This is a genomic window from Clostridium sp. BSD9I1, from assembly GCF_900185645.1.
In the GTDB taxonomy this organism is placed as follows: Bacteria; Bacillota; Clostridia; order Clostridiales; family Clostridiaceae; genus Clostridium_AK.
Genome location: NZ_FYAM01000023.1, coordinates 951,305 through 967,497, shown reverse-complemented (window position 1 = coordinate 967,497; position 16,193 = coordinate 951,305). Strand labels below are relative to the sequence as shown.

15 protein-coding genes are annotated in these 16,193 nt (G+C 31.9%); 12 read left to right on the top strand and 3 right to left on the bottom strand.

The features are described from left to right. The first annotated feature begins 58 nt into the window (after positions 1-58). Together BSD9I1_RS12300 and BSD9I1_RS12295 are read left to right on the top strand one after the other, a co-directional pair. Positions 59-298 carry a hypothetical protein gene (locus BSD9I1_RS12300; RefSeq protein WP_186430556.1) on the top strand — a complete coding sequence of 80 codons (240 nt, stop codon included), beginning with the start codon at positions 59-61 and terminating at the stop codon, positions 296-298. A gap of 227 nt (positions 299-525) precedes the next feature. Beyond that, positions 526-972, top strand: a complete 447-nt coding sequence (locus BSD9I1_RS12295; protein ID WP_186430555.1) for a hypothetical protein — start codon at positions 526-528, stop codon at positions 970-972. A gap of 506 nt (positions 973-1,478) precedes the next feature. On the opposite strand, the gene BSD9I1_RS12290 is transcribed toward BSD9I1_RS12295, so the two are convergent. Beyond that, on the bottom strand, positions 1,479-3,887 hold the full coding sequence (locus BSD9I1_RS12290; RefSeq protein WP_186430554.1) for a glycogen/starch/alpha-glucan phosphorylase: 2,409 nt from the start codon (positions 3,885-3,887) through the stop codon (positions 1,479-1,481). A 309-nt stretch (positions 3,888-4,196) separates the two neighbouring features. Here BSD9I1_RS12290 and BSD9I1_RS12285 point away from each other — a divergent pair, with 309 nt between their 5' ends. From BSD9I1_RS12285 to hpdA, 5 genes are all read left to right on the top strand, one after another. Next, a complete protein-coding gene (locus BSD9I1_RS12285; protein WP_186430553.1) occupies positions 4,197-4,700 on the top strand; it encodes an HAD-IIIA family hydrolase in 504 nt (167 codons plus the stop codon). 129 nt (positions 4,701-4,829) lie between these two features. After that, positions 4,830-7,547 (top strand): 4-hydroxyphenylacetate decarboxylase large subunit, encoded by a 2,718-nt coding sequence (gene hpdB / locus BSD9I1_RS12280; RefSeq protein WP_186430552.1) that lies wholly within the window; start codon positions 4,830-4,832, stop codon positions 7,545-7,547. Between the two features lie 4 nt (positions 7,548-7,551). Beyond that, entirely contained in the window at positions 7,552-7,815 is a 264-nt protein-coding gene (hpdC, locus tag BSD9I1_RS12275; RefSeq protein ID WP_186430551.1) for a 4-hydroxyphenylacetate decarboxylase small subunit, read from the top strand. Positions 7,816-7,830: 15 nt separating this feature from the next. Beyond that, entirely contained in the window at positions 7,831-9,102 is a 1,272-nt protein-coding gene (locus tag BSD9I1_RS12270; protein ID WP_186430550.1) for a nitrate/nitrite transporter, read from the top strand. A 94-nt stretch (positions 9,103-9,196) separates the two neighbouring features. Beyond that, positions 9,197-10,138: a 4-hydroxyphenylacetate decarboxylase activase gene (hpdA, locus tag BSD9I1_RS12265; RefSeq protein WP_186430549.1), complete on the top strand. Its 942-nt coding sequence runs from the start codon at positions 9,197-9,199 to the stop codon at positions 10,136-10,138. Positions 10,139-10,212: 74 nt separating this feature from the next. Here the strand turns inward: hpdA and BSD9I1_RS12260 are convergent, their stop codons facing one another. After that, positions 10,213-11,421, bottom strand: a complete 1,209-nt coding sequence (locus BSD9I1_RS12260; RefSeq protein WP_186430548.1) for a cation:proton antiporter — start codon at positions 11,419-11,421, stop codon at positions 10,213-10,215. A 351-nt stretch (positions 11,422-11,772) separates the two neighbouring features. Between BSD9I1_RS12260 and BSD9I1_RS12255 the strand changes: the two genes are divergently transcribed. The 5 genes from BSD9I1_RS12255 to BSD9I1_RS12235 all read left to right on the top strand — a co-directional run bounded on the left by BSD9I1_RS12255 (position 11,773) and on the right by BSD9I1_RS12235 (position 15,606). Continuing rightward, positions 11,773-12,330, top strand: a complete 558-nt coding sequence (locus BSD9I1_RS12255; RefSeq protein WP_186430547.1) for a GNAT family N-acetyltransferase — start codon at positions 11,773-11,775, stop codon at positions 12,328-12,330. A gap of 156 nt (positions 12,331-12,486) precedes the next feature. Next, complete coding sequence (locus BSD9I1_RS12250; RefSeq protein ID WP_035308965.1) at positions 12,487-12,753, top strand: metal-sensing transcriptional repressor; 267 nt, start codon at positions 12,487-12,489, stop codon at positions 12,751-12,753. A gap of 20 nt (positions 12,754-12,773) precedes the next feature. Next, a complete protein-coding gene (locus tag BSD9I1_RS12245; RefSeq protein ID WP_186430546.1) occupies positions 12,774-12,911 on the top strand; it encodes an LDCC motif putative metal-binding protein in 138 nt (45 codons plus the stop codon). A 20-nt stretch (positions 12,912-12,931) separates the two neighbouring features. After that, entirely contained in the window at positions 12,932-15,361 is a 2,430-nt protein-coding gene (locus tag BSD9I1_RS12240; RefSeq protein WP_186430545.1) for a heavy metal translocating P-type ATPase, read from the top strand. A 38-nt stretch (positions 15,362-15,399) separates the two neighbouring features. Continuing rightward, the gene (locus BSD9I1_RS12235) at positions 15,400-15,606 is read left to right on the top strand and encodes a heavy-metal-associated domain-containing protein (protein WP_035308961.1); all 207 of its coding nucleotides are present in this window, start codon (positions 15,400-15,402) and stop codon (positions 15,604-15,606) included. A gap of 134 nt (positions 15,607-15,740) precedes the next feature. Here the strand turns inward: BSD9I1_RS12235 and BSD9I1_RS12230 are convergent, their stop codons facing one another. After that, on the bottom strand, positions 15,741-16,103 hold the full coding sequence (locus tag BSD9I1_RS12230) for a hypothetical protein (protein ID WP_186430544.1): 363 nt from the start codon (positions 16,101-16,103) through the stop codon (positions 15,741-15,743). Positions 16,104-16,193: the final 90 nt, after the last annotated feature.

The window sequence follows — 16,193 nt, the reverse complement described above, 5'->3', positions numbered from 1 at the left end:
GGAAATATTATGATATACTTATTATAAGTACAAATATTTTACCATTAAGGGGGAAGTTATGAAAAGTAGAGAAAAATTCTTTTTTATACTAAGTATACTTTGTCTTATAGGCTTTATTTTAATAATAATTCAAAGCATTTATATTCATAATTTTGGTAAAGTAATTATCATAGGTATTCCTTTGTGTCTAATAGGGTCTGTCTTTCTAGCTATTTCAAAAAATGAGAAATATGGTTGGATAGGCTGGATTTTTTTATTACTAATTATTTCTTCAATTGCACTTCTGGCAAATTCTTAAAAAATATAATTATATGTAAGCTCTGAATTATAAAGATTGGAGAATTTGCTACTTTTCAAACATAAGTCATAATGATCTTATATGGTTTATTAATTACAAATATGCGATATTTAAATAATAGTAAGATATTGTTCATTAATCCTAAAACAGAGATATAGAATGAAATACATTTTTTACTAAAAAGTTTATATAAATTAGCAATGGTAAAATTTTTAGGAGGATGTAAGATGAGAAAACTAAATTGTATTCTAATTGTTATGATTCTACTGATGGTCACAGGGTGTTCAAGTAGGAAAAATATTAGTCACAACTATATTTATAAAGGTGAAAATGAACTTTGGTCTGTTGAATTAAAGGTAAATGGAACAGTAACGTTTAATGAAAAGAATGGAAAGGCTGAATACGATAGTATCTGTGACAGGGTGTTTACGGTTACTTATAAAAAAGACCTATCCAAGTTATCTTCAGTTAAGCATTTAGAAATATCCTATAAAAGCAGTGCTGGAGACAGTAAATTAACTGAAGATTACAATGATAGTCCTCCAAACAAAAGAACTTATACTATGAAATCAGGTGGTAGGGGTCAAGCAATAGAGAATAAAGATGAAGTGATAAAGGTTATCATAAATATTGATGGAAAGATACAAACAATTGATATGAAGAATGTAAATTAAATTTTTATTTAGGTCGGAATCTTCTTAAAATGTGAATTAGGGGAAACTTTTTTAATGTTTCCTTAAAAAATATTATATTACCAACACTATTCTTTAACATAACCATAAGTTAAACATATGAGAGTATGATAAAAGGTTCTTAATAATAAATTGTATGATTAATATTTCCCGACCTATCGGTCTGCGGGCTTGTCAGCACTTTGATAAGTGTCAATCTCAAGGAATTTCGTCAAAACGAAATTCCTTCCTTCAGCAGTTAAACTGAAGAACTTTTTAATGCTCTGGGAGTACATAATTTTCATCGTAGAAGGCATTGAATGAGCCTTAGAACAGCTTTATTTATAAATTTAAAATACCGTTAAGAGCCAGCTACTGTCTGAGCGACAGCGAGTTTAGTGGGCTTAGGAATTTTAAATTTATAAATATTAGCCGTTCTTGGCGAAATGAACGCCTTCCTAGATGAAAATTCTATACGACCCAGAGCATTAAAAATGTTTAAATGTTTTTTATACGCTCCAAATATCTTCCCAATATCTTTTGATGGTATTATCGGAAGAAAATCTTCCTGAATGAGCAATATTTATAACACACATCTTGTTCCAAAGATCTTTATCCCTGTAAAGAGCATCTATTTTATTTTGGGCATCTACATAGGCTGCAAAGTCTCTTAAAACAAAATATTCATCATTTCCACTTAAAAGAGAATCATATATATCTTTAAATTCATTTTTGTTAGGATTTAACGAGCCATCTATGAGTGAATCTAATATTCTTTTTATCCTCATGTCAGAATTATAAAAATCATAGGAGTTATAGTTGCGATTTTTTTGGTAGTTTAAAACTTCCTCTTTGTTTAGTCCAAATATAACTATATTTTCTTCCCCTACAGCATCCTTTATTTCAATATTAGCACCATCTAAGGTGGCTAATGTAATAGCTCCATTCATCATAAATTTCATGTTTCCAGTACCGGATGCTTCCTTGGTAGCAGTAGAAATTTGTTCACTTACATTAGCGCAAGGAATTATTTTTTCTGCTAAGGACACTGAATAGTTAGGAAGGAAATAAACTTTTATTCTTCCCTTCACACAAGGAGCATTGTTTATCATATCGCCTACAGTATTAATAAGTTTTATAGTTTGTTTTGCAAGATGATAAGAGGGAGCAGCTTTAGCGCCAAAGAAAAACGTTCTAGGTATAATATCAATTTCAGGATTATCTTTAAGTCTAAAATATAAATCCATTATATTAAATAAGTTTAAAATCTGCCTTTTATAAGCATGTAATCTTTTAACTTGAACATCGAATATGGAATTAGGATCTATGTCCATATTAAATTTATCTTTAGCAAACCTACAAAATTCAATTTTATTATTAATTTTTATTTTATGAAATTCTTCTCTAAACCCACTATCATATGCAAAAGGTTTTAATTTTATTAGGTCTAGTGGTTCGTATATATAACCTTCTCCAATATTTTTAGTTATAAGGTTACTTAAGTTTGGATTAGCTTTTAAAAGCCATCGTCTGTGAGTTATACCATTGGTCTTATTATTAAATTTACCAGGATAAAATTCATTGAAATTAGATAGTTCTTGCTTTTTTAAAAGGTCTGTATGAAGTTTGGCAACCCCGTTTACAGAATGCCCTCCGACAATAGCAAGGAATGCCATCTTTATATATCCATCTTGTATTATTGACATTTCTTTTAATTTATTTGAATCATTAAATTTATCTATAACCTCAATACAAAATCGTCTATTTATTTCTTCTATTATCATATAGATCCTTGGAAGAAGCCCCTTGAATATATCTATAGGCCATTTTTCCATTGCTTCGGCAAGAATTGTATGATTAGTGTAAGCTATAGTATTTGTAGTTATATTCCATGCCTCATCCCAATGAAGTCCTTCAACATCTATTAATATTCTCATAAGTTCAGGTACTGCAACAGCTGGATGAGTATCATTTATTTGTATAGCAATATATTTAGGAAGATCGGTTATTGGTTTGTTAAGCTTTTTATATCTTCGAAGTATGCTTTGAATTCCAGCACTTACGAAGAAATATTGTTGTTTTAATCTAAGGAGTCTTCCTTTTTCTGTAGAGTCATCTGGATAAAGTACTTTGGTTATAGACTCAATAGAAGACTTGTATTCAACTGCTTTAGAATATTCTCCTTGGCTAAACAAATTTAAGTCAAAATCTTTATCAATAGGTTCAGCGCTCCAAAGTCTTAGAGTATTTACTGTTTTATTATTATATCCTATAACAGGAGTATCATAGGGAACAGCAAGTATTGTTTCTGTGTTTTCTTGTATGAATTTTGTTTTCCCATTTTCGTATATATGTTTTACGGTTCCGTAAAAATCAACAGTAACAGATTTATTAGCTTTTCTAGTTTCCCATACATTGCCTTCCTTTAACCATTTATCAGGTACCTCTACTTGATAACCATCTATTATCTTTTGCTCAAAAAGTCCATAATTGTATCTTATACCATTGCCATGGCCGGGAATATTAAGAGATGCCATGGAATCTAAAAAGCAAGCAGCAAGTCTTCCAAGACCACCATTGCCAAGACCAGCATCACTTTCAATTTCTTCAAGTTCGTTTATGTTTATATTGAGTTCTTTTAACGCTTCTTTACAAATGTTATAAATTCCTAAATTCATCATATTATTACCAAGAAGCCGACCAATTAAAAATTCCATAGAAAAATAATATACCTGTTTATCTTTATTATTAGTATATTTCTTGTTAGTTTGTAACCAGTTTTCTCCCACATAGGACCTTATTAAGAAACCTAAGGCAACATATTTTTGAAAGGCAGAAGCTTCATCAATATCTATGGAATATAAGTTGATGAGATTTTGCCGAAAGTCGGTTTTAATTTTTTCTTTATCTATATTCAAGGAAATCCCTCCTCTTTATTTACCGTATTTTCATATGATATATTTTTATGAACTATTAGTCAATAAAAAATGTTATAAAGTTTAACATATTTGAGAATTTTATGGATTAAGGATATAATTAGAATAAATAATTATATATTTATATAAACTATAATTTATATTATTCAAAATAGTTTATTATGCACACAATTATAATGTAGTATTAATATTTACAATGAAAATTTTTCATGAACTTGTTTATTAGATAATAAAAACTATTTTATATTTATTTCATGTAATAACAAGTTTTTATACAGGAGGTTAGTGTATTTGAATAAAGCAATATTTTTAGACAGAGATGGAGTAATAAATGATTTTAAAGAATATGTATGTACTCCTGAAGACTTAATAATATTTGAAGAGGCAAAGGAAGGAATTAAAATTGCAGCTGAGGCTGGATATAGTATATTTGTAGTAACAAATCAAGGTGGGATAGAAGTAGGAGCATTAACAGAAGAGGAGCTTGAAAAAATACATGAAAAGCTTATAAAAGAGGTAGAACCTTATGGAGAGATAAGGGAAATAGTATACTGTCCCTTTTATGATAGAAATGCTTCTTGTAGAAAGCCCAATCCTACCATGTTACTTGAGCTTATAGAAAAATATAATATAAATGCTAAAGAAAGCTGGATGATAGGAGACAGGGATACCGATGTGGAGGCTGGGATAAAGGCAGGATGTAAAACAGGTAAGATTGGAGAGTTTTGTGATAAAGCTAACGTAAATGGAAGCAACTTGCTCAAAGTAATAAAAAAGATATTAAAATATAAATAAAAATAGATAATTTCAAACTGTAGTAGCTATTACTGCAGTTTTTGAACTTTTTGTAAAGTAATAAAAAAATAGGTATAAACATATTTATAGGTTGTAAAACAATTTCAGAGACATTAGGGGGAGATAAAAATGTCAATAAAGACAAAACTAGCAGACATATTAGCAGCTAAAGGATTACCTATTAATTTTCAAGCGGGGGGAACTGCGCCGGAGGAGCTAGTAGATAGAGAAGTAAAGAAAGAACCTACGGAGAGAGCAAAAAAACTAAGGGATATATACTATAATACACTATCCTCCACTAATACAGAATTTCCATACTGGTACACAAGAAGATGGAATGAGCTAGAAGGAGAAGTTAATGTAATCAGAAGAGCTGAGGCATTAAAATGTGCATTTTCACATGTAACTCCAACTATCTTTCCAGGAGAAAAGCTTGTAATGCAAAAAACTAACTACTACAGAGGATCATTTCCAATGCCTTGGCTTTCAGAAGGATTCTTTGTAGCAAAGGAAGATGAGCTTTATAAAGAAGCTTTAAAAAGAGGAAGTGCTAGTGCTGGTGAGTTAAGTAAATTTGGTACTGGCGGAGGAAATGTTACTAATAGCTTTGGAAATGTAGTATCCATAGCTGGAAAGTTTGGGATTAGAAAAGAAGAAGTTCCTGCATTGGTAACACTGGCAAAGGCATGGGTAGGAAAATCTGTAGAGGATTTAGGACATAAGTATGAGCAAATGGTTCCAAGTTATCAAATCAAAGAAAATATAATGAAAAGTTTAATATGTATGTTTGACTCAGGATTTACACTTCCACAAGGAAGAGAAGTTATAAATTATTATTATCCTCTCCAATATGGATTTGATGGGTTAATAAAAATGGCTGAAGAATGTAAGAGGGAAGTAGCTGGAAATGCTGATGGAGACGGAGTAATAGGTATGGACAGGCTGTACTTCTATGAAGCTGTAAAGTTAGTAGTAGAAGGAATACAAAACTGGATTTTAAATTATGTGAAGGAGGCCAAAAGACTTATTAATATAACAGAAGAGAAAGTTCAAAGAGAAGAATACGAAGAAATAGCAAATTGCCTAGAATGGATAGCTCACAATCAGCCAAGAACTTTTAAAGAAGCACTTCAGCTTACTTATACTATTCACATTGCTTGTTTAAATGAAGATGCTATTTCAGGACTTTCACCAGGAAGAGTAGGGCAGGTGCTTTATCCTTGGTTTGAACAGGATTTAGAAGCAGGAAGACTTACTAAAAAGGAAGCGTTAGAATTATTGGAGCTTCATAGAGTTAAATTTACATGTATAGATTGCTTTGCTTCTACAGGAGTTGTAGGCGGAGTGCTTTCAGGAAATACATTTAATAACTTAAGCTTAGGTGGTCTCACTAAGGATGGTAAATCTGCAGCTAATGAACTTGAAATGTTAATAGTTGAAGCTGGAATTACCTGTGGATCTCCTCAACCAACATTATCAGTTTTATATGACGAAAAGCTTCCAGAAGAATTTTTACTGAAATGCATTGAATGTGATAAAACTGGAGCGGGATATCCAGCATGGATGAATAATCAAGGTGGTATGCAATTTATATTAAATCAGTATGCAGGAGAAGGTATGACAGTAGAAGAAGCTAGATCCTTTGCCATAGGAGGATGCTTAGAAACATCACCTTGCGCATGGAAAGAGCTTACTTTGAATGGAAAGAAATACCTTATTCCAGGGGGAGCAGGACAGCCAACCAGCGTAGGAGTACACTTTATTGCAAATCCTAAAATATTGGAACTAGTGATAACAAATGGTAAGGACTACAGAACAAATATTCAAGTATATCCTCCTCACAACAAAAAGCTTGAAAGCTATGAAGAGTTTTGGAATATCTATAAAGAATATTATAATATAACTTGCGATTGCCTTGCTAGAACAAATAATATTCAGCATGACATCTGGAGAAAAAATAATATGGCAGTGTTTAGCTCAATGCTTAAACCAGATTGTCTAGACAAAGGGCAGCATATTGGAAATATGGGATATAGATATAATGCAACCTATAATGTTGAGAGCTGTGGAACCATAAATATGGTTAACTCATTAGCGGCAATTAAGAAACTTGTATATGATGATAAAAAATACACTTTGGAAGAAGTGCAAGAAGCGATTCTTAATAATTTTGGATTTAAGACTGCATCAGAAGTAGGAAGTTACTCACTAGCAGATCAGGAAAAGAGAGAAGATGGAAGTAAGTATGACAAAATATATGGAGATTGTTTACTTGCGCCTAAATACGGAAATGATGATGCGTACGCAGATAGTATTCTAAAGGAATATGAAGATTGGTTCTGTGAAATGACTCATAACTATGAATCACTATTTGGTAAGAAGATGTATGCGTGTCAAATTTCTGTATCCACTCATGGTGCCCAGGGAGCAGCAACACTTGCAACTCCAGATGGTAGGCTGGCAGGAACAACGTATTCAGATGGATCTATGTCTGCATATCCTGGAACAGATAAAAATGGAGCTTATGCGTTGTTTAACTCTGCAACTATTTGGGATCATACTAAATCACAAAATTCTCAAATGAACTTAAAAATTCATCCAAGTGCTATAAAAGGTGAGGAAGGAGCAAAGAAACTTCTCGATCTTACAAGAGCTTATATGAGAAAGGGTGGATATCATATTCAATATAATATAGTAGACTCTAAGGTTTTAAAAGATGCTCAACAGAAGCCTGAAAATTATAGAGATTTAATGGTAAGAGTAGCCGGGTTTACTCAATATTGGTGTGAAATAGGAAAACCAATCCAAGATGAAGTAGTTGCAAGAACAGAATATGAAGGGGTGTAGTATTATGACAAATAACAATAAACACAATGATTGTTTGAATTTTGCATCTATAGACGTAGCTAAAGGAATATGTAGAAAAACAAATTCTATTATATTTATAGATTCTGAAGTATGTGAGAATTTTAACGAAGCGCCAAAATGTAAAAATTGCAGCAAGTTTAAAAGTCCAAATGCAGATAATATGGGAATATGTAGTGGACTTAATAAAGAGTATTGGACCTATGGAGAGCTTATGGGAGTAACTTGTGAAGGATATGAAAAAAAATAATTAGGGGGAAAGTCTATGGAAGATAGAAGAGCAAGTAAATTAGGTCACATGGTTGTACTTGCTTCTTGGCTAGCAGTATTTTGTCTATTTGGATACAGATCTACCTTTTCTGTACTCTTAGGACCAATGACTAAAGACCTTGGATGGAGTGTATCCAAGGTCTCCCTTGGATACTCAATCATGATGATGGTATATGCAGTAACAGCATTTTTCAGTGGTATGATAATAGATAAGTGGGGAACTAAACCTGCCTATGCTATTGGCTCTGTATGTGCGGCTTTAGGATTTTATGTAACAAGTTTTGCTCAAACTTATTTTGGATATTTAATTCCTTATGCAGTTTTTGCAGGCATAGGTACAGGTATGCTTTGGGTTTCTTCTACAGTATCTGTTCGTAAATGGTATATAGGGAAATCCTATGCTACTATGTGGGGCATTGCTTTTATGGGAGCGCCAGTAGCTCAAGTTGCTTTAAGTTTAGGAGTCAAAAAGATATTACTTACTATGAACTGGAGACTTGCAATGAGAGGGCTTTCAGTAGTGGTATTAATTGCTCTTATAATTGCAGCAATTGTAGCGAAGAAAAATCCTCAGGATTACGGACTAGAAGCATTTGGAACTGCTCCAGGCAAAAAGGCATCTGGAAATGAACACTTGTGGACAGTTAAAGAAGCCTTTGGTACATTTCCTATTTGGGGAGCAATAGTTGCTTTTTTAACTAGTATGGTAGCAGAATTTTTAATTTGGACTCAAATTGTTACCTATTGGACTACGGATGTTAAATTATCATTAGGTACAGCTACTAATTTATATGTAATGATAGGTATTGCAGGAATAATCACCATGCCTTTAATGGGAGTCATAGCAGATAAGGTTGTTGTAAAAGTTGGAAATGAAACAAAGGGCAGAAAAATAATGCTTATTTTTGCACCGGTTATGGGAGTAATTGCTTGCATACTTCTTCTAATGAGTAAACAGTCAATTATTCTAGGTGGAATTGCGTGTATATTATTCGCTATTTACTGGGCAATTGAACCAGGCGGAGTTGCAGGATATGCAGGGACTATTTATGGAGGTAAAACACTAGGCAAGATTTGGGGAACAGCAACTTTAGTTGTTATGGGTATAGGACCAGCTCTTGGAAGCTTCATGGGAGGATTTTTATTTGACAAATCCGGAAGCTATCTTTACTCTATAATATTTGCAACTTGTTCCTTTGCAGTATCCATAGTAGCAGCTTTATCATTACCATTGTGTATTGATAATAAAAAGGAAGCAGCAAAATAACAAAGATTGATTAAAGGCTTTGCTTTGATAAGTTAAACATTAATAATTTTTTAAAGCAAAGTCTTTGATTAATTGTGGGAGGAGGGAGTAGAACTTGCAAGAAAATAAAGGATTAATTTTTGATATACAAAGTTATTCGGTACATGATGGACCTGGATGCAGGACTATTTGTTTTATGTCTGGATGTCCTTTAAAATGTGAGTGGTGTGCTAATCCTGAAAGCTGGTATTATGGAGAAAAATTAATGTTTGCCCAAAGTAAGTGTAAATCTAATAACGGATGTGAAATGTGTATAAATGTTTGTCCAAAGCAATCAATAAGTATAAATCAGGATAAGTCTCTAAATATTCATTGGGAAAAATGTAGAAGTTGTAATACTTTTGAATGTACTAATGCGTGCTACTATGAAGCTTTAAAGCTTTGTGGGAAATGGTATGATATAGATTCCCTTATAAATATATTAAATAGGGATAGACAATATTGGGGAGATACAGGGGGAGTTACCTTTAGTGGTGGAGAACCGCTATTACAATCAAAATTTTTAATTAAGGTTTTAGAAAGATGTAAACAGAAGTATATACACACTGCAATAGAAACTACAGCATACAAGGATACAGAAACTTTTCTAGATGTGATGAAATATATAAATTTTGCATTTATAGATATAAAGCATATGGACAGAGAAAAGCATAAGGAAAAAACGGGAGTATATAATGATTTGATATTAAAAAACATAAGAGAGCTTACAAAGTCAAACTGGAATGGAAGGCTGGTTTTAAGAATGCCAGTAATAAGAGATTTTAATGATAATGATGAAAATATTATACAAACTGCAGAATTTATGAATTCTCTAGGATTGTTTGAAATTAACATATTACCATTTCATAGACTTGGAGACTCCAAATGGAATCAGTTAGGAAAGGAATATGCATATAAAAGTGAAGAGGGTACTGCGCGGGATAAAATGGATTATATACAAGACCTATTTTTAAATAGGGAAATTGCATGTTATATAGGACATGAAACCAACTTTTGATATCAGTAAACAGTTACTAATATAATAAAAACTCCTGGCTAAATTACCAGGAGTTCTTCTATTTAAAATATGTCTTATACGCGTTCTAAGCCAGGAACTGATTCGGTTTCTGATTCATAGCCATAAACAACTTTTAAAAGTATTGGAGTTATAATTGTTGTAACTATAACTACTAATATAAGTGGAGCAAAATATTCTTCCTTCATAAGCTTCATAGATACGCCGATGTTTGCAACTATTAAGGCAACTTCTCCACGAGATATCATTCCAGTACCAATTTGAAGAGCATCTTGTTTAGAATATCCGCAAGCTTGTGCTCCAAATTTACATCCAACTAATTTACTTAATATAGCAACTATTAATAATAAGAAGGTAAATATTATCATTTTCATATTCATGCCATGTATAACAGTAGCTATACCAATATTAGCAAAGAATATAGGAGATAATAATGTAGTTGAAACAGTTTCTACAGTTTCCATTATATTATGTGCTTCGCTTGTTTTAGATAAAGCTAAACCTGCAATGTATGCACCTGTAATATCCGCTACTCCAAAGAAGTGTTCTGCATCAAAAGCCATTACGAAGCAAAAGATTAAAGCGTATATTGGAAGTTTTTTCTTATCTACTGTTACGGAAGATAATTTGTTGAATCCATGATAAAACAATATTCCAAATACCGCAGAAACAGCAAAGAAAGCTACAATTTTAAACAAAACTACCTTGATATCTACAGATGGGTTAGAAACACTTGTAACAACAGTTAAAAGTACAATACCTAAAATGTCGTCTATTATAGCTGCTCCAAGAATTGCTGTACCGGATGGAGTTTTTAATTTTCCCATCTCTTGGAGGGTTTCTACCGTAATACTAACAGATGTAGCAGTTAATACTATACCTATAAATATATTTTGCAAAAGAGTTTGTAGATCTCCACTAAAAGGCTTTCCGTCATTATTAAAGAAACCAGCTACGGCAAGTCCACCTAACAAAGGTACGATTACTCCAGCAAGTGCAATAATAAATGAAGCCTTACCACTCTTTTTAAGTTCTTCTAAATCGGTTTCAAGTCCGGCAGTAAACATTAAAAGAAGTACACCTAATTTCGAAAGCTTTGATAAAAAGTCGCTAGAATGAACTAATCCTAAAAATGCAGGACCTATTATAAGTCCAGCTAAAAGTGCACCAACTACTTGAGGCATTTGAAATCGTTTAGCTAATAGTCCAAATAATTTAGTGCTTAGTAGTATAACTACTATATCCATTAAAAATTCTATTGACATACTATTTCCTCCTTGTTCGACAAATTTATATGAAATTTGTATAATCGTTAATTTTGTACAGAATTTGTATATTTGATAATTTTACAATAAGTGAATAAATTGCATAATAGATATGTTAAAAATTCAACAATTTAAGTTTATCATAATTGAGAACTAGACACAATATTTTCACAAAAACGCAGAAAATTTAATTAATTTAACGAAATGTTAATATTTATGAAATTGACTAAGTTTGGTCATTTTGAAAATTATATGTGTAAATTTATTTATAAATAAGAATAATTGATGCAACTATTTATATGATTTATAATTATATAACATAGTAGGAAAGTTTTATAGGAGGGATAATGAATGCTAAAAAATAATTTGTTAAAAAGTGAAAAGTTAAAAATAACATCATTAAAAGAACAAGATATAGACATAATGATGGAATGGTATGAGGATACCGAGTTTTTAAGAAAATTCGACTTTAATGCCGCTGCACCAATGTATAGAGGAAGAATAAAAGAATGGCTTTTAGGAGAAGTGAATAATTCAAATAACTATTTTTTTGCACTTCGCACTAAAGAAGAGAATGAATTTATAGGATATATAGAGATAGATAGAATAAATTGGAACAATAGATTTGGATGGCTAGGGCTTGGAATAGGAAATAATAATTATCGCGGTAGGGGATATGGTACCGAAGGACTATCTCTCGTAATAGATTTTGCATTTAGAGAATTAAATTTACATAGGCTTCAGCTGGAAACAATAAGTTATAATGAAGAAGCTATAGGGTTATATGAAAAACTGGGATTTAAAAAAGAAGGGATATTAAGGGAAGCAGTCAGAAGAGATGGAACATGGCATGATATGTATGTATATGGGATATTAGATAGTGAATGGGGCAAAATAAGGAGCAGATAAACTCTTAAGTTTATCTGCTCCTTATTTTAATAAAAGTCTTAAGATTAGTAAATAATAGCAAGATTAAAAAAAGATAAAATTTATACTTGAAAAATACACTTAATGAGTATATAATAAAATAAAATGCACCCCCACCGGGGGAGGGAGGTATGGAAGTTGAATGAAGAACAAAAGAAAGCAATGCAAGCTTTAAAAACTTGTAAGGGACAAATAGAGGGAATAATAAAAATGTTAGAGGATGGCAGATACTGCATAGATATATCTAACCAAATAATAGCATCTCAAGCTTTACTGAAAAGAGCAAATATGCTTATACTAAAACAACATTTAAATCATTGTGTAAAGCATGCCTTTATGAATGATAATGGAGATGAAAAGGTAGATGAGATTATAGGAGTTTTAGAAAAGCTTATTCAAAAGTGATGATTAAAGGAGAAACAATTATGAAGGCATTTTTAAAGAAATTTATAAGAAAAATTGCAGAAGAAAATGACAAGACCTTTGGAAGCAATAAATTAGATTGCTGTGGGTTAAATAGTAACAATGATAAAAATAAGAAAGATAGTTCTAAAAATAAATAACTATAAGAGAGGTGGGAAAAATGAGAAAAATTCTTAAAATAGAAGGAATGACTTGTTCGGCTTGCGCTAAGGCGGTAGAAAGAGCTGCGAAAAAAGTCGATGGGATAAAAGAAGCTAATGTGAATTTTGCAACAGAAAAACTTATGATAGATTTTGAAGATGAAAAGATGAATTTGGAAGAAGTTAAAAACTTTATTGAAAAAGCAGGATATAAGGCTTTTACAGAAACTCAAACTAAAATGTTTTCCGTAGAAGGAATGACGTGTGCGTCTTGTTCTAAAGCAGTAGAAAGAGCTGCTAAAAAGGTAGATGGTGTAAGTGAGGCAAATGTAAATTTAGCCTTGGAGAAATTAACAGTTACCTATGATCCTGAAATTGCTAGTATAGGTGAGATTAAAAAAGCTATAGAAAAATCAGGATATAAATTGATAGAAGAAGAAACTAAGGATGTTCATCAAGAAAAAAAGGAAAAAGAAATGGATGATTTGTGGAAGAGGTTCATACTATCTGCCATACTTACAATTCCTCTTCTATATATAGCTATGGGACCTATGATAGGAATTCCTGTGCCAGACTTCATAAGCCCCGATATCAATCCTAAAGTGTTTTCAGTAGTTCAGCTTGCTTTAACTATACCTGTTATAGTTTTAGGGGCAAAGTTTTACAGAGTAGGATTTAAAACATTAATAAGAAGAGAGCCTAATATGGACTCCCTAATAGCAATAGGTACTTTGGCCGCCTTTGTATACAGCTTATATTCTATGTATAAAATATTTATAGGAAATCACCATGCAGCACACAACCTTTATTTTGAATCAGCTGCAGTTATCCTTACTTTAATAACTTTGGGTAAATATTTAGAGGCAAGAAGTAAGGGGAGGACATCAGAAGCAATTAAAAAACTCATGGGACTTGCACCTAAAACAGCTAGAGTTATAAATAATGGAGTAGAGTCTGAAATATCTATAGACGAAGTAGAAGTAGGAAATATAGTTGTAGTAAAACCAGGGGAAAAGATTCCTGTAGACGGTGTAATTGTAGAAGGCATTACTTCGATAGATGAATCAATGCTTACTGGAGAAAGTATTCCAGTGGAAAAAACAAAGGGAGATAGAGTAATAGGTGGAAGTATAAATAAAAATGGATCTGTAAAATATGAAGCAACTAAAGTAGGAAAGGATACAGTGCTATCTCAAATTATAAAATTAGTTGAAGAAGCTCAAGGAAGCAAGGCACCTATTGCAAGGCTTGCAGATATTATATCTGGATATTTTGTGCCTATAGTAATAGTGCTTGCAATACTTTCGTCTATAGGATGGAAATTATATGGCGAAACTAATACATTTGCCTTAACTATATTTATATCAGTACTAGTAATAGCATGTCCTTGTGCCCTTGGATTAGCAACTCCTACAGCTATAATGGTAGGAACAGGAAAGGGAGCAGAGTATGGAATTCTTATAAAGAGTGGGGAAGCCTTGGAAAGTGCTCATCATATAAAGACAGTGGTTTTAGATAAGACAGGAACTATAACTCAGGGTAAACCTGAAGTGACAGATATAATTACTTTTGATTTTAATGAAGAAGAATTATTAACACTTGCGGCAAGTGGAGAAAAAAATTCAGAGCATCCACTAGGAGAATCTATAGTAAAAAATGCAGAAGAAAAAAATCTAGAATTTAAAGAAACTAAAGAATTTAAAGCAGTCCCAGGAAAAGGAATAGAAGTTAAAATAGATGGGAAAGATATTTTTCTAGGTAATAAGAAGTTAATGGATGAAAGAAATCTTTTAACAAAGGAAATAGAAAAGATATCTGAAAAGCTTGCAGAAGATGGGAAAACCCCTATGTATGTAGCTTTGTCTGAGAGAATAATAGGTATAATTGCAGTGGCGGATAAATTAAAGGAAACAAGTAAAATGGCAGTTGAAGAAATGCATAAGCTTGGAATAGAAGTAGCAATGATTACGGGAGATAATAGAAGAACTGCGGAAGCTATTGCTAAACAAGTAGGAATAGATAGAGTGTTATCTGAAGTATTACCTCAAGATAAAGCTAATGAAGTGAAAAAGCTTCAAAAGGAAGGCAAGAAAGTGGCTATGGTAGGAGATGGAATAAATGATGCACCTGCTTTAGCACAAGCAGATATAGGTATCGCTATAGGTTCAGGTACGGATGTGGCCATAGAATCTGCTGATATAGTTCTTATGAGAAGTGATTTAATGGATGTGCCAAGAGCTATCCTTTTAAGTAAGAGGACAATAATAAACATAAAGCAAAATTTATTTTGGGCATTTGGGTATAATACTATAGGGATACCGGTAGCAATGGGGATACTTCATGTATTTGGAGGTCCGCTATTAAATCCTATGATTGCAGGAGCTGCAATGAGTTTAAGTTCTGTTTCCGTGTTGCTAAACGCATTAAGGCTAAAAACCTTAAAGTTATAATATAATAAAAAGCTTAAAAAGAGAAGGGAGAAATAAAAATGAGAAAGAAAATTATAGTTGAAGGAATGACTTGTGCGCATTGCCTTAGTCATGTTAAAAATGCACTGCTTGAATTAGGTGGGGAAAATTTAGAAGGTAATCTTGAAAGTAAAACACTTGTAGGAAGATTTGATGATGAAGTAAGTAATGATGAAATAAAAAGAGTAGTTGCAGAAGCAGGGTACGAAGTAATAACTATAGAATAAAAACATTAAATAATATTAAACACAAATAAACTAAAGTACTAGAAACTAGGAAGTTTGGGGTTTGTTATATAAAATCCCCAATTTCCTAGTTTCTAGTGCCTTTTCTTTAATGCTTAAAAAATGTTATATATTTTTTATTGAAGTTCATTTAATTTTTGGTGACGATTTTCTTGTTTTTCTAACATGTTTTCTAATTGTTTTTCGCCCATATGATCCTTATTGTTCTTAATATATCCATTAGCAAATTCTATATTTTTACGGATGTTTTCTTTCTCCTTTGTCGGACCACCATCATCATAAACTATTTTATCTTTTAAGCTATCTATATTATCTTCTCTAACTTGTTGAATATGTTTAGCGTTAGATAATTGATTAGGTGAAGCAATATCTGAGTGCTGTTCTAAATGTCTTTGTGTACGTGTATGATTTTCTACTACATTTATTAATTCCTCTATTCTATTTTCAGTTTCTATATCTCTACAGTTTTTATTATCCATTTAATACCCTCCATTCAAGGTTTGTTTTTAGTACACCTTTATTTTGTCCTAATTTAAAATAAAAATTATAATAACATTATGGAAGGTTTA